This window comes from Bradyrhizobium sp. SZCCHNR3119 (genome assembly GCF_032487775.1).
Classification (GTDB): Bacteria; Pseudomonadota; Alphaproteobacteria; order Rhizobiales; family Xanthobacteraceae; genus Bradyrhizobium.
Genome location: NZ_JAUEUV010000001.1, coordinates 2,694,785 through 2,712,595, shown reverse-complemented (window position 1 = coordinate 2,712,595; position 17,811 = coordinate 2,694,785). Strand labels below are relative to the sequence as shown.

The window sequence follows — 17,811 nt, the reverse complement described above, 5'->3', positions numbered from 1 at the left end:
CCCGCGACAGACATGGCGACCGCGCATGACCGTAATTGATCAAGTCTATCAAGAGGATAGGGCCCAGCACCCAGAGGGCCAGCCGCGCATTCTCGCGCTCGCCAATCAGAAGGGTGGGGTGGGCAAGACCACGACCGCCATCAATCTCGGGACCGCGCTGGCCGCGATCGGCGAGCGTGTGCTGATCGTCGACCTCGACCCGCAAGGCAATGCCTCGACCGGACTTGGCATCGACCGGCGCAACCGCAGTTGCTCGACCTACGACGTTCTGATCGGCGAGGCCGCGTTGCGCGACGCGGTGGTGCCGACCGCCGTGCCGCGCCTGCACATCGCCTCCTCGACGATGGACCTCTCCGGTCTCGAGCTCGAGCTTGGCTCCAGCGCGAACCGCGCGTTCCGGCTGCGCGATGCGATCGCCGGTCTCAACAACAATGTCTCGCCCGACGCCGACTACACTTATGTGCTGGTCGATTGTCCGCCGTCGTTGAACCTGCTCACGGTCAACGCGATGGCCGCGTCCGATGCGATCCTGGTGCCGCTGCAGTGTGAGTTCTTCGCCCTCGAAGGTCTGTCGCAACTGCTGCAAACCGTGGAGCAGGTGCGCGCCACCTTGAATCCGCACCTGTCGATCCATGGCATCGTGCTCACCATGTTCGACTCCCGTAACAACCTGTCGAACCAGGTGGTGGCGGACGTGCGCCAGTTCATGGGATCGAAGGTCTACAACACGATGATCCCGCGCAACGTGCGCATCTCGGAGGCGCCGTCCTACGGCAAGCCAGTGCTGGTCTATGATCTGAAGTGCGTCGGCAGCGAAGCCTACCTCAAGCTTGCAACCGAAGTGATCCAGCGCGAGCGCGAGCTCAAGACGAGCTGATCCCGCCATCAGTCCGGATCGGTCAACGCTTGCGCTTTGCGGGACCGGTTATCGCATCGAGATAGTTCGGGTTCGCTTGTGCTCCTGCGTCCCGGATCGGAAACGGGAGCAGGAGTCGAACGGCGTGAGTCCAAGGGAGAAGGCGATGGCCGATGAAGCGCGTTCGCGTTTGGGCCGCGGTCTTGCAAGTCTGATCGGAGATGTCGGGCGTGAAGCCGGCGCGCCGCCGGAGCGGCCGCGTGCGCAGCGCAAGGTGCCGATCGAATTCTTGAAGCCCAATCCGCGCAACCCGCGCCGTACCTTCTCAGAGGCCGAGCTTGGCGAGCTGACCAATTCCATCAAGCAGCACGGCGTGATCCAGCCTATCGTGGTGCGGCCGGTGAAGGGCGTGCAGGATCGTTATGAGATCATCGCCGGTGAGCGCCGCTGGCGCGCCTCGCAGGCCGCGGGTCTGCACGAGGTGCCGATCGTGCCGGTCGATGTCAGCGACAGCGACGCGCTCGAGCTTGCGATCATCGAGAACGTGCAGCGCGAAGACCTCAATCCGATGGAAGAGGCGCAGGGCTATCACGCGCTCGCCAACGAGTTTCAGCGCGGCCAGGAAGACATCGCCAAGATCGTTGGCAAGAGCCGCAGCCATGTCGCCAACATGATGCGACTGACGAAGCTGCCGGCGGAGGTGCAGGGCTTGATCGCGACCGGTCAGATCTCGGCCGGCCATGCGCGGGCGCTGATTAACTTGCCCGACCCGCTGTCCGCTGCGAAGCGCATCGTCGCCGAGGGACTCAATGTCCGTCAGACCGAAGCGCTGGCGCATGAAGAGGGCGTGCCGGAGCGCAAGCCGCAGAAGCCGCGTGCCGGTGCGGCGTCTGCCGGCGAGAAGAAGGATGCCGACACGCTCGCACTCGAGAAGCGCGTCGGCGACGCGCTGGGTCTGACGGTGTCGGTCAATCACCGCGATCCCGGCGGTACCGTGCAAATCAGCTACCGCAACCTCGAACAGCTCGACGAGGTGATGCGCCGGTTGGAGCAGGGCTGATAATTAGTTCGTCCAAGCGGCGCCGTTCGACGAAGTTGCGGTCATCCGGCTCTTCAGGAGAAGGGCGAAGCGTCACTTCTGTCCGACGTCTTCCACGCAACCATCACCCGCGGCGTCTGGCGCTGACCGCAATCGACAGCAGCGCGCGCTGTGCGATCGCCGCGGCCAGCGTCGGCTGCTTGCGCGCCTCCAGCGCGGCGGTCGCGAGCTGATCGATGATCGGCAGCAGGCGCGCCGGGGAGAAATTTCGCAGCGCCACTTCCGCAGCAGGTTTGCGTGAGAAATGCAGCCGTGGGAATCCGCCTTCGAGGATCCCCGAGACCGGCGTGCCTGCTGCGACCGCCAGCGCCGATTTGTGCAACCAGGCCGCATGGCGCTGTGCTGCGGAAATAATGAGGCCGGGATAGGTGCCGGCGACCATCGCCTTGGCGAACTCGGTCTCGACCAGTTCGGGCTTGCCGCCGAAGGCGCCGTCGACGATCGGATCGAGCTTCATCTCGGAGGCGTCAGCGACCACAGCCATCACGTGATCGAGCGTCACCTCGCCCTGGCCGTGCGCGAACAGGGTCAACTTGCGCAGTTCGTTGCGCGAGGCCTGACGGTCACCGCCGAGCAGGGACATCAGCGAGGCCCGAGCGTCGGGCGCGATCCGCAGATTGGACGTGCGCAGCTCGTCGTCGATCAGCTTGGCCAGATCGCGCTCGGTGTCGGGATAGCAGCCGATCGCGACCGCGGTCTTGGATCGTTCGCACGCCTTGCGCAGCGGCGATTCCGGCCTGAGATCGCCGGCCTCGATGACGATGCGGCAATCCTTCAGCGACATCTCTGCGAGCGTATCGATGCCGCTGGCAAAATTGCGGGCGCCGGCGCGGACCCGGATGGCGCGGCGGCCGCCGAACAGCGGCACCGTCATCGCTTCGTCGATCAGCCTCGAGGGTTCGGCGGCAAGCTCGTCGCCGTCCAGCTTGACCACTGAAAATGGATCATCGCGATCGTCGACCGCCGAGGTGATCAACGCGTCGGCGCGCTCGCGCACCAGGCCGGCATCGGGGCCGTAGAGCAGGATGACCGGCCGCGCCGCATCCGGCTTGGCGAGGAAAGCGTTGATGTCTTGTCCGCGTAGCGCGACCACGGTTCTTCAGAGCGCGCTGGCTAGATGCCGGCGCTGAAATAGGAGGCTAGCCGGGTCTTGATGTTTTCGGCGATCTGATCGGCCGCCCGGTCTTCGGCATCGCGGAACGCGCGCAGACGCGAGAAGCGCTGATAGGAGCCCGGAATGTCATAGGAGGTGCGGGCGAAGGTCGTGCCGGTCATCACCGATTTGTTGGTCGCGAGTTCGACCAGATTATACTGTGCGTCGATCCCGACATTCTCGGTGGTCGGCAGCCCGGTATTGGGATCGATGATCAGCGACGAGCGAGTGGTCTGGAATTTCAGGACCAACTTATAGAGTGGCGGCGAGCCGGTGGCATTGCCATAGAGTTTGAAGGCGAGCGCATTGCGGATGTCGACGCCGATCCGCGCTTCCGGCGAGGCGGTGGGCTTGTCGACCGGCGGCAGGTCGATTGCCATCAGCTTGTCGCGCAGGCCCGGCGTGCCGTCGGCATGTTCGGCGTACATCGGCTGGAAACAGCCCGCGGTCAGCGCAGCCAGGGCGGCTACGGCCACGAGCCGAGAGGCGATCCGAAACTTAGCCGACGACATTCACGATCCTCTTGGGGACGATGATCACCTTGCGGACAGGTTTGCCGTCCAGCGCCAATTTTACTGCATCGAGGCCCAAAACGGCAGCCTCAATTTCCGGATTCTGCGCATTGCTGGCGACTGTGACTTCGCCGCGCTTCTTACCGTTGACCTGGACCACCAGGGTGACGCTGTCCTCAACCAGCAAATCCGGTTCGATTTGTGGCCAGCCGGCTTCCGAGACCAGCCCAGGCTGGTCCAGCGCCTGCCAACACTCCTCCGCCAGATGCGGCATCATCGGCGAGAACAGGTGCACCAGGATGGTGGCCGCTTCGCGCACGGACCAGGCGAGGTCCGCGCTGGGATTGCCGCCCTTTGCCAGCACCTCGGCCAGCGCATTGGCGAATTCGCGGATGTGAGCCAGGCAGACATTGAAGTGCAGCCGCTCGATGCCGCCCGACACCTTGTCCAGCGCGCCGTGCGCGGCCTTGCGCAGGACCAGCGCGTCGGCACCGAACTGCGTCGGCCGGGAGGAGGGCGCACCCTTGCTGAATTCGACCGATTCATTGACCAGCCGCCAGAGCCGCTGCACGAAGCGCGCGGCGCCCTGCACCCGCTCATCGCTCCAGATCACATCGCGGTCGGGCGGCGAGTCCGACAGCATGAACCAGCGGGCGACGTCGGCGCCGTAGCTCTCGATGATGTCGTCGGGGTCGACCGTGTTCTTCTTCGACTTCGACATCTTCTCGATCGGGCCGACGGTGATGTCCTCGCCGGTCGCCGCCAGCACGGCGCGCCGGCCGTTGTCGCCGGTCTCGATCTTGACCTCGGCCGGGCTCACATAGGTGCCGTCGGCCTTCTGGTAGGTCTCGTGCACGACCATCCCTTGCGTGAACATGCCGGCGAACGGCTCGTCCATCGCCACGTGGCCGGTTGCCTTCATCGCGCGGGTGAAAAAGCGGCTGTAGAGCAGATGCAGGATCGCGTGCTCGACGCCGCCGATATATTGGTCGACCGGCATCATCCGGTTGGCGACCTTAGGCGTCGTCGGCGAGGCCTCGTTCCAGGGATCGGTGAAGCGCGCGAAATACCAGGACGAATCGACGAAGGTGTCCATCGTGTCGGTTTCGCGCAGCGCCTTCGCCCCGCATTGGGGGCAGGTGACGTGCTTCCAGGTCGGATGATGGTCGAGCGCATTGCCGGGCTTGTCGAAGGTGGCGTCGTCCGGCAGCGTCACCGGCAATTGGCCGGCCGGCACCGGCACGACGTCGCATTTTGGGCAGTGGATCACCGGGATCGGGCAGCCCCAGTAGCGCTGCCGCGAGATGCCCCAGTCGCGCAGGCGGAAGTTCACTTGGCGCTCACCGACCGGCGCATTGCTGCGCGTCTCGCCTTCCAGCCGCTTGGCGACCTCCTCCTTGGCTTGCGCAATGCTCATGCCGTCGAGGAAGCGCGAATTGATCATGCGGCCTTCGCCGTCATAGGCGGTATCCGTGATCACGAAGGTGCCGGGGTCCTGCCCCTCCGGGCAGACCACTGGCGTGTTGCCGAGCCCGTATTTGTTGACGAAGTCGAGGTCGCGCTGGTCATGCGCCGGGCAGCCGAAGATCGCGCCGGTGCCGTATTCCATCAACACGAAGTTCGCGACATAGACCGGCAGCTTCCAGCTTGGATCGAACGGGTGCACGGCCCTGATGCCGGTATCGAAACCCTGCTTCTCGGCGGTGTCGATGATCTCCTGCGCCGTGCCGATGCGCTTGATCTCGGCGATGAAGGCAGCGAGGTCGGGGTTCTTCGCGGCCGCGGCCTGCGCCAGCGGATGATCGGCCGAGATCGCCATGAACTTGGCGCCGAACAGGGTGTCGGGGCGCGTGGTGAAGATCTTCAGCTCTGTCTCGCCGGCCGGCGTCGTTGCAGGATCCAGCGCGAAGCGGATCAAGAGGCCTTCGGAGCGGCCGATCCAGTTGCGCTGCATCAGCCGCACCTTGTCCGGCCAGCGGTCCAACTTGTCGAGCGCGTCCAGCAGCTCCTGCGAGTACTTCGTGATCTTGAAGACCCACTGGTTCATCTCGCGCTGCTCGACCACAGCGCCCGAGCGCCAACCGCGGCCGTCGATCACCTGTTCGTTGGCGAGCACGGTCATGTCGACCGGGTCCCAGTTGACCTTGCGCTTCTCGCGCTCGACCAGCCCCGCCGTCATGAAATCGAGAAAGAGCCTCTGCTGGTGCTTGTAGTAGGATGGATCGCAGGTAGCGAATTCGCGGCTCCAGTCGAGCGACAGGCCGATCGAGCGCAGCTGCTTCTTCATCGCTGCGATGTTGTCGTAGGTCCAGGCCTTTGGCGCCACCTTGCGCTCGATCGCCGCATTCTCGGCCGGCAGGCCGAACGCGTCCCACCCCATCGGGTGCAGCACGTTGAAGCCTTTGGCGCGCATGAAGCGGGCCAGAACGTCGCCGAGCGTATAATTCCTGACATGGCCGATATGGATTCGTCCGGAGGGATAGGGAAACATCTCCAGCACGTAGTACTTGGGGCGCGGATCGTCGTTCTTGGCGGCGAAAATCGCCTTCTCGTCCCATTCGCGCTGCCAGCGCGGCTCGGCTTCACGGGCGTTGTAGCGTTCGGATGTCATGGAATCGCTTGTAATTTTCGAGGATTCGCGTCGAGTGAAGACGCGGACCAGTGCTCCCATTCCGACGTTCACACCCGATCGCGGCGCGTTCGTTTGCGAACTTCGGAAAGCAGGAGCACCAGCAAATCTGGGATTCTGGTGCGGCCTTGGATTTGAAGTTCCGATGACACGTGCGGACGAACCGTTCGGACCATCAAATCCGCCGCACTAGGCCATAAAATCTGCAGCCCGGTCAATGGGCTGGTCACATGATGATACCGGCCTGGCGGGGCGCTAAGCGACGGTACTTGGTAGGTTTTTTACGGGATTGCTGCCGAGTCTCGGAGATCGGATTGAGGCGGGGTTAAGACTTGGGTGGGACAGTCTCGTCGCAGCGCGCGCTCTGCTGCCCGTATCTGGGACCCATTCAAATCGTGTCCAGTGCCACTTTCCACGAGCTCGATTTCGAATACGCGACCTCTGTCGCCGACAAGGCGCTGCGTGCGATGGTGCAGCAGCACGTGCCGCCGACACCGAATAACTTTCATCTCTGGTTCCAATACTCGCTGGGTGCGGCGTCCGACTTGAAGCGGGCCGTCGACATCCTGATCAGCAACAAGCGCAAGTTCGACAAGACCACGAGCCAGGCGCTCTATGATACCTACATCGGATCGCAAGGCGCCGATGCGGCGGTGGTTCACAAGGTGTCGCAGCAGCTCTATGGCGTGATGGATTCCGCCAAGCAGTACCTGACGGCGGCCATTGCAGAGAACCGGACCCAGATCGAGGCGATCGACGACGTTGCCGACCGCAGCGGCGACGGCTTCGATCCGAAGCCCCTGATTGAAAATCTGGTGAGCGAGCTGGCCAAGGCCACCGAACGCGCGGCCAAGCTCGAAGCCAGCTTTGCGGAGAAGTCGCGCGAGCTCGACACCATCCGCGACTCCCTCAACAAATCCGAGCAGCGGGCCCGGACCGACACGCTGACGGGCCTGCCGAACCGCCGCGCGCTGGAGGAGTTCTTCCGCCAGGCGCAGATCGCGGCCATGGAGCAGGATGAGCCGCTCAGCGTGCTTCTGATCGACGTCGATCACTTCAAGAAGTTCAACGACAATTTTGGCCACGGCGTCGGCGACCAGGTGCTCCGCCTGGTTGCGAAAGCGGTGCGCGAGCGCGTACGGGAGAAGGATCTGCCGGCGCGCTATGGCGGTGAGGAGCTGATTGCCGTGCTTCCGCGGGCCGACCTCGAGACCTGCACCGCGATCGCCGAACGCATCCGCCGGTCGATCTCGGAGTGCCAGTTCACGCGCCGGTCAACCGGGGAAACCCTGCCGCGCATCACGGTCTCGATCGGCGTCGGCCAATTCCAGTTCGGAGAATCGATGGCGGATCTGATCGACCGTTGCGATCGTGCGTTGTATCTGGCCAAGAAGCTCGGCCGCAATCGCGTGGTCACTGAGACCGAGCTCGATCGCAAGCTCGCGGTAGGCTGATCGCGAGAACCTCTCTCGAAAGTCGCGTCAGCTCGCGCGAACCGCGTCGCTTCCCTCCTCGACCATCTGGATGAAGCCATGCGCGACCACGGCATTACGGCCGCGATGCTTCGCCGCATAGAGCGCGGCATCCGCCGCTTCGATCAAATCGACCGGGCGCAGCGAGGGATTCGGCCGCGCGCAGGCGACGCCGACGCTGACCGTGACGCATTGATGTCCGGACGTCGCATGAGGCAGCCCGAGTTCGAGCACGGCCGCGCGGACGATCTCGCCAATCTCCAACGCACGGTCGGCACCGGCATTCGGCACCAACAGGCAGAATTCCTCGCCGCCATAACGTCCTGCGAAACCTGTCGCCGCCGCCGCGATGTTGGAAAGTGTCTCACCGAGCTGTGCCAGGCACGCGTCGCCTTCCGGATGCCCATAGGTGTCGTTGAACAGCTTGAAATGATCGACATCGATCATCAGCAGCGCCAGCTCGCCGCCGTGCTGCTGTGCCTTGATCCATTCGAAATCGAGCCGGCTCTGGAAGCCGCGGCGATTGGCGAGGCCGGACAGCATGTCCATCGAGGCAATGACTGTCAGACGGTCGTTGGCTTCGACCAGCTCGCGCTCACGCTGGGCTAATTTGGTCGCCATGGCATTGAATGCCTTGGCGAGCGGCATGAATTCCGCCGGAAGTCGCGCGGTCGTCGCGCGCGCCAGCCAATCGCCATGTCCGAACCGCTTCGCGGTCGCGGCAAGCAGGTTGATTGGTTTGACGATCAAATGCTCCGCGGCGATCAAGGCACCCAGCAGAACGAACAGGCAGACGAAGCCGGCCTGCAGATAGGCGGTGCGAATTTCCTGATCGATTGCGGCGGTGACCCTTGTCTCGTCGATGCTCAGGATCAAACGCGATCCGGTGTCGGCAATGCGGGTGAAAGTGACGGCGCGGCGCGAGCCGTCTGCGGCGGCGAAGGAGATCGAGCCTTCGCGGCGATCCGAACTCATCGCGGTCTCCGCGATCGCGGACAACAGCGGCGCGCTGTCGAGCGACTGTCCGATCAAGCTCGACTCGTCGCCGGACGCCGCCAGGACGGTCCCGGTGCTGTCGACCAGCACCGCCGAGATGCCGGGGCGGCCGTCCAGATTGCTCATGATCTTGGACATCCACGCCAGATTGACCGACGCGAGCAAGACAGCGTCCGGTTCGCCGGTGATGGCAGAGACCGGATAGGCGGCCATGATGATCGGCTTCTGCTCCTGCCGTGCCAGCATGAAGTCGCTGAACACGAAATTGCGCGTGTCTTGCGCCTTCCGGAAATAGGGACGGTTGCTCACATCCAGGCCGACAATGTTGTTATCGGTCGAGCACTGCACGCGGCCGTCCTGGCCCGCGATCATGATGCTGCGGATCCAGGGCAGGTTCAGCGGCAGGCTGGCCCGCAACATGTCGCAGCTCCGCGCGATGCCGGCGGTGGATGCGCGGATATAGGCCGAGGACTTCAGCAGCGTCTCGACCGACATGATGATCTCGCGCTGCGTATCGGCGCTGTGTTTGGCGACGGTCGAGAATTCTTCGGTGGCAAGCGCGATCTGTCGCGCCCGCGTGGTTTCCAGCGAACGCGCGCGCTCCAGCATCAATGGCGCAACCAGGATCACCGCCAGCAGGGCCAGGCGGGCACGGATTCCCAGTATCCGCTTGAGCCTTACTCTATTGCGGTTGAAGCGGATGCTTGGCATCTTCGGTCCCGTACCCCCAATTGCCGAGGATAGGTGGAAGGGTTCAAAAAGCCTTTCCCGGACTCGGTAAAATTGGAACGAACGTCCGCAAATTTACGAGTGCCAGACCTGATGGCGACAGAACGTCCCATGACTTTAACCTCGCCTTCACCATCGGCATTGGCGGCGGTGGAACAGGAAATCTTGCGCGCCTGCAACGAGGCGCGGCGCCCGCGCGAAGCCGTGACCCTGATCGCGGTGTCGAAGACGTACGGTGCTGACGCGATCGAGCCGGTGATTACGGCCGGGCAGCGGGTGTTCGGCGAAAATCGGGTGCAGGAGGCCAAGGCCAAGTGGCCGGCTCTGATGTCGGCTCATCCGGGTCTTGCGCTCCACCTGATCGGGCCGTTGCAGTCGAACAAGGCCAAAGAGGCCGTGGCGCTGTTCGATGCGATCCATTCAGTGGATCGGCCGAGCCTGTGCCAGGCGCTTGCCAAGGAGATCGAGGCTCAGAAGCGCCGGCCGCAGCTGTTCGTCCAGATCAACACCGGCGAGGAAGCGCAGAAGGCCGGCATCGCGCCTGGCGACGCCGATGCGTTCATCGCGAGCTGCCGCGATCATTATGGCTTGGTGATATCCGGCCTGATGTGCATCCCGCCGGTGAATGAAGCGCCGGCGCCGCATTTTGCCCTGACCGCGAAGATCGCCGCGCGCAACGGACTGGCGAACCTGTCGATGGGCATGAGTGCAGACTTTGCGGTCGCCATCCAGTTCGGAGCCACCCATGTCCGGGTGGGGTCGGCCATTTTCGGTCGCCGGCTATAGCGGGCTGCGCCGTAGCGGCGTGTCTCGCCGGGCGCCTATTCGATGATGATCCGCGTGCGCGGGCCGATCCGTTGCAGCAAGCGCAGCATGGTTGATGGCCTCATCGCCACGCAACCGGCGGTGGGGCCGAAATTGGCGCGCGCGAGATGCAGGAAAACCGCGCTGCCGCGGCCGGCAACGCGCGGCCGGGTATTGTGGTCGATTTCGATGATGAAATCATAGAGGCGGTCGTCACGTCGCAGCCGATCGCCGGCTTGGGCTCCCTCCACCCGGAGCGGCCGGTTGTAGCGGCGGTCGGCGGGATCCTCGCACCATCCGTCGTCAGCGCCGATCACCCGGACCGGTAAAAAAGTATGGGGCCGGACATGGCGGTCGCTCCGCCACCACAGCCGAAGCGGCCGGAATGTGCCCCGCGGGGTGCCGCCGTCACCTTCCCGCTTGTTGGCGAGGACGCCGCCCCGGCCAAGCGCCACGGGGACGACATGGCCCGAGAATCTCATCCAGCCACGAATCCGAGTCCCCGCAGCGGTATGAATCCGCACCGTAGCGAGCTGCCTCATTTTTGGGTTACGTTCGTAACAATATGATAAATCTTGCCTTTTCATTGGCCAGCTCTGCCCGTCAATTGCCTTAATGTGGGAAAATGGTCCGGCCTCGGGCCTGGCAGGACATTCGTCTCGCCGCTCGGGAAATCTGGAGTAGACTGTGCTCGCGCTTGTGAATCGGTAACAGACGCCTACTTCAAACGAAATACGGCCCGTGAGGCTTGTATTGCCACCGCTGCAGGCGCCTGCTGTGTGGTCTTCCGGCGCCAATATGAGGATTGTACCAATGGCCAATGCCCGCAAGATCCTGATCGTGGATGACGATACCGATCTGCGCGACACCCTGATGGAGCAGCTCTCGCTGCATGACGAATTCGAAGCCTCAGCGGTCGATACCGGTGCCAAGGGCGCCAGCGCTGCAAAAGCCAACTCGCCCGACCTGGTCCTGATGGATGTCGGCCTGCCCGATACCGATGGGCGCGAGGTGGTGCGCTCGTTGCGCAAGGGCGGTTTCAAGGCGCCGATCATCATGCTCACGGGGCACGACACGGATTCCGATACGATCCTCGGCCTCGAATCCGGCGCCAACGACTACGTCGCAAAGCCCTTCCGCTTCGCGGTGCTGCTGGCCCGGATTCGCGCTCAGCTCCGACAGCACGAGGCGAGCGAGGACGCGGTGTTCTCGGTCGGCCCCTACAGCTTCCGGCCGGGCTCGAAGATGTTGACCGGGCCCAACGCCCGCAAGGTTCGGCTGACCGAGAAGGAGACGGCGATCCTCCGTTTCCTCTATCGCGCCGGACAGCTGCCGGTCTCGCGCGAGACCCTGCTCCAGGAAGTCTGGGGCTACAATTCGGGGGTCACCACCCACACGCTCGAAACCCACATCTACCGGCTCCGGCAGAAGATCGAGAAAGATGCTGCCAATCCCGAAATCCTGGTCACGGAGGCCGGTGGCTACAAGCTGGTGCCGTGATACGATCCGGGAGCGGCGAGTTGCCGCATAGTTTATAGTTTAATGAGTCGTTCTCGCCTCTCCCGGGCCATTGATGTCGATTGAAGACGATATCGCGCTCTTGGAGCGCGTCCCTACCCTGCGGCTGCTTGGCCCCGAGTCGTTGCGCATGCTCGCGATCGGCGCCGAGAATCGCAACGTCCAGGCCGACGAGGTGCTGTTCCGTGTTGGTGATACGGCCGATTGCGGCTATGTGGTCCAGCGCGGCTCCTTGCGCATTCATGACGATAACGGGGCCGAGATCGTAGCCAAGCCCGGCATGCTGATCGGCGAGCTCGCTCTCTTGCTCGAGATGCCACGACCGTCCACTGCGATCGCGTTGGAATATTCGACCGTGGTGCGGTTGTCGCGAAGCCTGTTTCAACGAGTTCTGGAGAGCGATCCGGCCGCTGCCGTTCGGCTCCGCGACGCGTTCGCCAACAGGGCGAACCAGATCGCCAGTGACATCCTCACCGCCGGTGCGAAGCTGATTTCGTAGTTGCAGCGACTGTGTCGTCGTAAGCACTTTGGGTGTCGCAAGCCCCATGGTCGTGGGGCGGCCTCGCATAGAGGTCGGCAGCATCTGCGACGAACCGATCGGAAGGAATCGGCCGCACGACTTCCACGTATCAGCTCATCGCATGAAGCGTGACCCGGTCCAGCGAAGCATTGTTGGACCGGCGATCGAGCCGTTTCGTATCTCCAGAAATACGGCGCCTTGGTCGCGGACCAGCCGGATATCTTGAGCACGCACGGTCAGCACTTTCCGATATCGTCCTCGGTTTGCCACATACACTTCATGCAAACACCCGTATGCGTCGCATACTGCGATCTTGTTCCGGCATTGGAAATCATCGAAGTGAAGTGCGACGAATTGAACGCCCGGAGCGGTCAGGTAAAGCGCAAACCCTTGGGCGGCAGCGATCGGAGCACCACAGGCGGCCTCCCATTTTTTCGCCTGCACGCGGAGGTCCGAAGGTAGATTGCTGAGGTGCGCAGGATTCCATGGATTCTGCCCAATTCCTCCGTATGCCGACGCGGCCTGGGGAGAGCCCAACAAGCAGAGAGCGAACGCAATTGCCGGAAGGGCCCACTTCCTCGACAGCATGGCGGGACTCCCAGTGGTTTTCTTGTCCTTTTGGCGCGCCCACATTTCGCTCGGGTGCCTCTTAAGAGGAGAGAGCGAATGTCGGCGCCGGAACAGCACGCTCAGTTCGCCGCCCGCACGCGGCACGACGTGCAATTCGTCGTCGCAGCGTCGCAAATTCGAGCTTACAATGTGCTGACATGGATCGACAGCATCCCGTCAGCGCTGATTCATCATTGTTCAGGAGGTCATGGACTTGCGACGAAGCAAGTCTACGCTCGGCACCGATTAGCGCCCCGGAAGACGAGCGGCATTGATAAATATCAACCTCCGACATGCAGATCGGGACTAGCCGGTTGCAAAGGGCCAAATCTGTTATCGCGATCTTGCCCGTGGAATCCTTGCCATGCACCTGAGTTCAGCAACGCCCTCATGGCGAAAGAGGGCTCGCATCGTGATGACGTTGGCGCTTCTGGCCCTGCCGTCAGAGGCGATGGCCGAGGATACCGTGAAACTCAGCCCGGAGCAGGCAACCAGCCTCGGGGTCCGCGTGGTCCATCCGATCGCGAGCCCGATCGATAAGACGCTGCCCTACCCCGCCCAGATCGTTATTCCGACGCCGCAATTATGGGTCGTGAGCAGCCCTGTCGCCGGCATGGTCACGAGCCTTTCGGTGGCGCGCGGCGACCGGGTCAAGGCCGGCCAGCCTCTCGTCATGATGGAGAGCCCGAGCTTCGTGTCGCAGCAACGCGAGTACCTGCAGGCCGTGGCGCAGGAGTCCCTGACCGCTCAGCAGCTCGCGCGAAACACTCAGCTATTCCAGGGCAATGCGACCCCTCAGCGGGTTCTGGAGGCGAGCCAGACCGAAGCCCGGCAGGCCAGCATCGTGGTTGCTGAGCGGCGGCAAGTGCTGCGGCTGAGCGGGCTGTCGGATGAGGCGCTCTCGAAACTGACCAACGAAGGTGCCATCAGCGCGGCGCTGTCCGTGGTGGCGCCGCGCGCCGCGACCGTCGTCGATATCGCGGTCTCTCCCGGACAGCGGGTGGAACAGACGGCGTCGCTGATCAAGCTTGCCCAGCTGTCTCCGTTATGGGTCGAGATCGCAATCCCTGCGTCGAATATCCGCGCCATCCGCCCGGGGGCGAAGGTGGACGTTGAGGGCTATTCGACGCCGGGGCAGGTGGTGCTGGTTTCGGAAACCGCCGATCCCGCGACCCAGACCGTCCTGGTCCGGGCGGAGGTGCCGAACAACGGCCAGCTGCGGCCTGGGCAGACAGCCCAGGCGCGGATCGGATTTGTATCCTCTGTCGAAACGGCCTGGCAGATTCCCTACAGCGCATTGATCCGCCGCGGCGAACAGGCCTCGGTATTCGTTGCGACGGAAGGCGGCTTTCACCTCGTTCCGGTTACGCTGCTCGAAGAGGACCAGGAGCATGTGGTGGTGTCCGGTCCGATCAGCGACAAGGACGCCATCGCCGTCAGCGGCATCTCTGCGCTTCGCGGGGTCCTGCTCAAGCTCGGTGCGGGTTGATCATGCTCGAGCGTCTTGTCGCATTTGCACTTTCGCAGCGGCTGTTCGTCGCACTCGGCGTGCTTCTCCTCGTCGGTGCCGGACTGGTCGCGTTGCCCAGCCTGCCGATCGACGCCTTTCCGGATGTCTCGCCCGTCCAGGTCAAGGTGATCATGAAAGCACCGGGGCTCACGCCGGAGGAGGTCGAGCAGCGCGTCACGGTCCCGATCGAGCTTGAACTGCTCGGACTGCCGAACAAGAAGATCCTGCGCTCGACGACCAAATACGCGCTTGCGGACGTCACGGTCGATTTCGAGGACGGCACCGACATCTATTGGGCGCGCAACCAGGTCTCCGAACGCCTGGCCAATGTCAGCCGTGATCTGCCGGAGGGTGTGACCGGCGGCCTCGCCCCGATCACCAGCCCGCTCGGCGAGATGTTCATGTTCACCATCGATGGTGCGGACCTCTCGCTTGCCGAGCGGCGAAGTCTGCTTGATTGGGTGATCCGACCGGCGCTGCGCACCGTTCCCGGCGTGGCCGATGTTAACGCTCTCGGCGGTCATGTCCGTGCGTTCGAGATCGTGCCGCTCAGCGATGCGCTCGCGGCGCGTGGCATTTCCTACGATATGTTTCGGCGTGCGATCGACGCCAACAGCAAGAACGACGGCGCCGGCCGCGTCAACCAGGGCGAGGACAGCGCCCTGGTCCGGATCGAAGGCAGCATCCGCTCGATCGAGGACATCCGGCAGATCGTTATCGATACCAAGGACGGCGTCCCGATCCGGGTCAAGGACGTCGCCCGCGTCCAGGTGGGATCCTTGACGCGCTATGGCGCGGTTACGAGTGACGGTCGCGGCGAAACCGTCGAAGGGATCGTCGTCGGACTGCGCGGCGCCAATGCGCGCCAGCTCGTCAGCGACGTGCGGGCACGGCTCGACGAACTCAAGCCTTTGCTGCCGCAGGGCGTCAGCATCAACGTGTTTTATGATCGCAGCCGGCTGGTCGACCGTGCCGTCGGCACCGTGGTCCGCGCGCTCGGCGAAGCAACCGTCCTGGTGGTTGTCCTCCTGCTGCTGTTTCTGGGCAATTGGCGCGCCTCGCTGGTGATCGCCTTGAGCCTGCCGCTCGCAATCGTGATCGCCCTGATCGTGATGCGCATCGTGGGGATGTCGGCGAACCTGATGAGCCTGGGCGGCCTTGCCATCGCCATCGGCATGCTGATCGATGCGCTCGTCGTGGTCGTCGAGAACGTCGTCGGAAATCTCAGCAAGGAGCGGCAGGGAACGGCCGCTCCGCTCGTCCATATCATTTTCCGCTCGGTCTCAGAAGTGCTGCAGCCGGTCGCGTCCGGCGTGCTGATCATCATCATCGTGTTCGTGCCGCTGCTGACGCTGCAGGGGCTCGAGGGCAAGCTGTTCATTCCGGTCGCGCTCGCGATCATATTCGCATTGGCCGCTTCGCTGTTGCTCGCGCTTACGGTGATCCCGGTTGCGACCTCCTTCCTCCTGAAGAGCGCATCGCATGGCGATCCATGGCTGGTCCGGATGGCCTCGCGCCTGTATGCGCCTGCACTCGGCTGGGCGCTCAAGAACGAGCGCAAGGTTGTGATCGCCGCACTGCTGGCGCTGGCAGCTGCAGCCTACGCCTATACCCAGCTCGGCAAGACGTTCATGCCGACGATGGACGAAGGCGATACGATCATCAGTGTCGAGGCGCTTCCGTCGATCAATCTCGACGAGATGATCGCGATCAATACGCGGCTTCAGTCTGCCATTCTGGCGAAAGTGCCGGACGTCAAAGGCATCGTCGCGAGAACCGGCTCCGACGAGCTCGGGCTCGACCCGATGGGACCCAACCAGACCGACACGTTCCTGGTCCTGAAGCCGGTCGAGGAGCGCAAGGCAGCTGACAAGACGGCGCTGCTCGAAGAGCTAAGGCATGTGCTGACCGATTTCCCGGGACTGTCACTCAGCTTCACCCAGCCGATCGACATGCGCGTGCAGGAAATGATCAGCGGCGTGCGCGGCGATGTCGCAGTGAAGATATTCGGCCCTGACATCACCAAGCTCAACGAGATCGCGAGCAAGCTGTCCGCCATCCTGTCCAGCATCGACGGCGCCGACGACGTCTACACCACGCTCAACGAAGGTGCGCAGTACTACACGGTTGCGGTGAACCGCATGGAAGCCGGCCGGCTCGGTCTCAGCGTGGACGCGATCGCCAATTCGTTGCGCACCCAGATCGAAGGCCGCACGATCGGAACGGTGCTCGAAGACGGCCGCCGCACCCCGATCCTGGTTCGCGGCAGCGAGACCTCGCGGGAGACGCCGACGCTGCTCGCAAGCCTGCCGCTGACGCTCGCTTCGGGTCAACATGTTGCGCTGTCGCAAGTGGCCCGGATTCGCCGCGTCGACGGTCCCGTCCAGGTCAATCGAGAGAACGGATCCCGAATGAGCGTGGTGCGCGTCAATGTCCGCGGGCGCGACATGGTCGGCTTCGTCGAGGCGGCCCAGCGGAAGGTGGCGGCGGAGTTGCCGCTGCCGCAAGGCTATCGGCTGACCTGGGGCGGTCAATTCGAAAATCAGCAGCGGGCCGCCGCGCGCCTGTCGATCGTGGTCCCCGTTGCGATCGGGCTGATCTTTGTGCTGCTGTTCACGACCTTCGGCTCGATCCGCCAGGCGCTGCTGGTCCTGGTCAACATTCCGTTCGCCGTCATCGGCGGTGTCTTCGCATTGATCCTGACCGGTGAGTACCTGTCGGTTCCGGCATCGGTTGGGTTCATCGCGCTGCTCGGCATCGCGGTGCTCAACGGCGTCGTGCTGGTCTCCTACTTCAACCAACTCCGCGCCCGCGGCGTGCCGGAAAGGCAGATCGTGGTCGAGGGCGCCCAGCGCCGGCTCAGGCCGGTCCTGATGACGGCGAGCATCACGGCGCTCGGCTTGATCCCGCTGCTGTTCGCGACCGGTCCGGGGTCGGAGATCCAGCGCCCATTGGCGATCGTGGTCATCGGCGGGCTGGTCTCGTCGACGGCTTTGACGCTGATCCTGCTGCCAATCCTCTATCGCCGCTTCGGCGGCGCCGCGAAGGTCGCCAAATGAGTGCCGAGCTCGTCTGCCTCACGCTGGTCATCCCGCAATCGCTTCGCGACGAACTGTTCGATTATTTCGGCGAACAGGGCGACCTCGCGTCCGGCTTTACGGCGTCTGCTGTTGCCGGGCACGGCCCGAACGTCCGCTTGCAGACTCCGTCCGAACGGGTCAGAGGCCATGCCGATGAAGTGATGGTGCGGACCATTCTTCGTCGGCAGGATGCAACGCAATTGATCCAGCGCCTGAAGACGGCCTTCGCCGGATCCAGGATGGTCTATTGGATCATGCCCGTTTTGGAATTCGGGGTGGTCGACGGCTCGGCCGAGGATCTGCCTTGATCGCGGCCGTGGCGGT

Annotated in this window: 15 protein-coding genes; 9 read left to right on the top strand and 6 right to left on the bottom strand. The window is 63.7% G+C overall.

The window, feature by feature from the left end; all coding sequences use genetic code 11:
* Positions 1-25 precede the first annotated feature (25 nt).
* Both QX034_RS12625 and QX034_RS12620 read left to right on the top strand, forming a co-directional pair.
* Positions 26-877: a ParA family protein gene (locus tag QX034_RS12625; protein ID WP_315702265.1), complete on the top strand. Its 852-nt coding sequence runs from the start codon at positions 26-28 to the stop codon at positions 875-877.
* 145 nt (positions 878-1,022) lie between these two features.
* Positions 1,023-1,916 (top strand): ParB/RepB/Spo0J family partition protein, encoded by an 894-nt coding sequence (locus tag QX034_RS12620; protein ID WP_315702266.1) that lies wholly within the window; start codon positions 1,023-1,025, stop codon positions 1,914-1,916.
* 103 nt (positions 1,917-2,019) lie between these two features.
* Here QX034_RS12620 and holA read toward each other — a convergent pair whose 3' ends face one another.
* Genes holA through leuS form a run of 3 tightly spaced genes read right to left on the bottom strand, consistent with a single transcriptional unit; the run spans position 2,020 to position 6,231 of the window.
* Positions 2,020-3,048: a DNA polymerase III subunit delta gene (gene holA, locus QX034_RS12615; protein WP_315702267.1), complete on the bottom strand. Its 1,029-nt coding sequence runs from the start codon at positions 3,046-3,048 to the stop codon at positions 2,020-2,022.
* A 20-nt stretch (positions 3,049-3,068) separates the two neighbouring features.
* Positions 3,069-3,620 carry an LPS assembly lipoprotein LptE gene (lptE, locus tag QX034_RS12610; protein WP_315702268.1) on the bottom strand — a complete coding sequence of 184 codons (552 nt, stop codon included), beginning with the start codon at positions 3,618-3,620 and terminating at the stop codon, positions 3,069-3,071.
* Positions 3,607-6,231: a leucine--tRNA ligase gene (leuS, locus tag QX034_RS12605; RefSeq protein ID WP_315702269.1), complete on the bottom strand. Its 2,625-nt coding sequence runs from the start codon at positions 6,229-6,231 to the stop codon at positions 3,607-3,609. The genes lptE and leuS overlap by 14 nt, the downstream gene beginning before the upstream one ends.
* A 485-nt stretch (positions 6,232-6,716) precedes the next feature.
* Here leuS and QX034_RS12600 point away from each other — a divergent pair, with 485 nt between their 5' ends.
* On the top strand, positions 6,717-7,703 hold the full coding sequence (locus tag QX034_RS12600; RefSeq protein ID WP_315703141.1) for a GGDEF domain-containing protein: 987 nt from the start codon (positions 6,717-6,719) through the stop codon (positions 7,701-7,703).
* A 27-nt stretch (positions 7,704-7,730) separates the two neighbouring features.
* Here the strand turns inward: QX034_RS12600 and QX034_RS12595 are convergent, their stop codons facing one another.
* Complete coding sequence (locus QX034_RS12595; RefSeq protein WP_315702270.1) at positions 7,731-9,428, bottom strand: diguanylate cyclase domain-containing protein; 1,698 nt, start codon at positions 9,426-9,428, stop codon at positions 7,731-7,733.
* 129 nt (positions 9,429-9,557) lie between these two features.
* On the opposite strand from QX034_RS12595, the gene QX034_RS12590 reads away from it, so the two are divergent.
* Positions 9,558-10,232, top strand: a complete 675-nt coding sequence (locus tag QX034_RS12590; protein WP_315702271.1) for a YggS family pyridoxal phosphate-dependent enzyme — start codon at positions 9,558-9,560, stop codon at positions 10,230-10,232.
* Positions 10,233-10,267: 35 nt separating this feature from the next.
* On the opposite strand, the gene QX034_RS12585 is transcribed toward QX034_RS12590, so the two are convergent.
* On the bottom strand, positions 10,268-10,792 hold the full coding sequence (locus QX034_RS12585) for a L,D-transpeptidase (RefSeq protein WP_315702272.1): 525 nt from the start codon (positions 10,790-10,792) through the stop codon (positions 10,268-10,270).
* Between the two features lie 271 nt (positions 10,793-11,063).
* Between QX034_RS12585 and QX034_RS12580 the strand changes: the two genes are divergently transcribed.
* Together QX034_RS12580 and QX034_RS12575 are read left to right on the top strand one after the other, a co-directional pair.
* Positions 11,064-11,750: a response regulator transcription factor gene (locus QX034_RS12580; RefSeq protein WP_315702273.1), complete on the top strand. Its 687-nt coding sequence runs from the start codon at positions 11,064-11,066 to the stop codon at positions 11,748-11,750.
* 73 nt (positions 11,751-11,823) lie between these two features.
* Entirely contained in the window at positions 11,824-12,267 is a 444-nt protein-coding gene (locus tag QX034_RS12575; RefSeq protein ID WP_315702274.1) for a cyclic nucleotide-binding domain-containing protein, read from the top strand.
* A gap of 135 nt (positions 12,268-12,402) precedes the next feature.
* On the opposite strand, the gene QX034_RS12570 is transcribed toward QX034_RS12575, so the two are convergent.
* The gene (locus QX034_RS12570) at positions 12,403-12,876 is read right to left on the bottom strand and encodes a hypothetical protein (RefSeq protein ID WP_315702275.1); all 474 of its coding nucleotides are present in this window, start codon (positions 12,874-12,876) and stop codon (positions 12,403-12,405) included.
* A 436-nt stretch (positions 12,877-13,312) separates the two neighbouring features.
* Here QX034_RS12570 and QX034_RS12565 point away from each other — a divergent pair, with 436 nt between their 5' ends.
* From QX034_RS12565 to QX034_RS12555, 3 genes are read left to right on the top strand one after another with little or no spacing between them, the layout of a single operon-like run.
* Complete coding sequence (locus tag QX034_RS12565; RefSeq protein WP_315702276.1) at positions 13,313-14,386, top strand: efflux RND transporter periplasmic adaptor subunit; 1,074 nt, start codon at positions 13,313-13,315, stop codon at positions 14,384-14,386.
* A gap of 2 nt (positions 14,387-14,388) precedes the next feature.
* Positions 14,389-17,466 carry a CusA/CzcA family heavy metal efflux RND transporter gene (locus QX034_RS12560; RefSeq protein ID WP_315702277.1) on the top strand — a complete coding sequence of 1,026 codons (3,078 nt, stop codon included), beginning with the start codon at positions 14,389-14,391 and terminating at the stop codon, positions 17,464-17,466.
* Positions 17,463-17,795 (top strand): DUF3240 family protein, encoded by a 333-nt coding sequence (locus QX034_RS12555; RefSeq protein ID WP_315702278.1) that lies wholly within the window; start codon positions 17,463-17,465, stop codon positions 17,793-17,795. Before QX034_RS12560 ends, QX034_RS12555 begins: the two co-directional genes overlap by 4 nt.
* Positions 17,796-17,811: the final 16 nt, after the last annotated feature.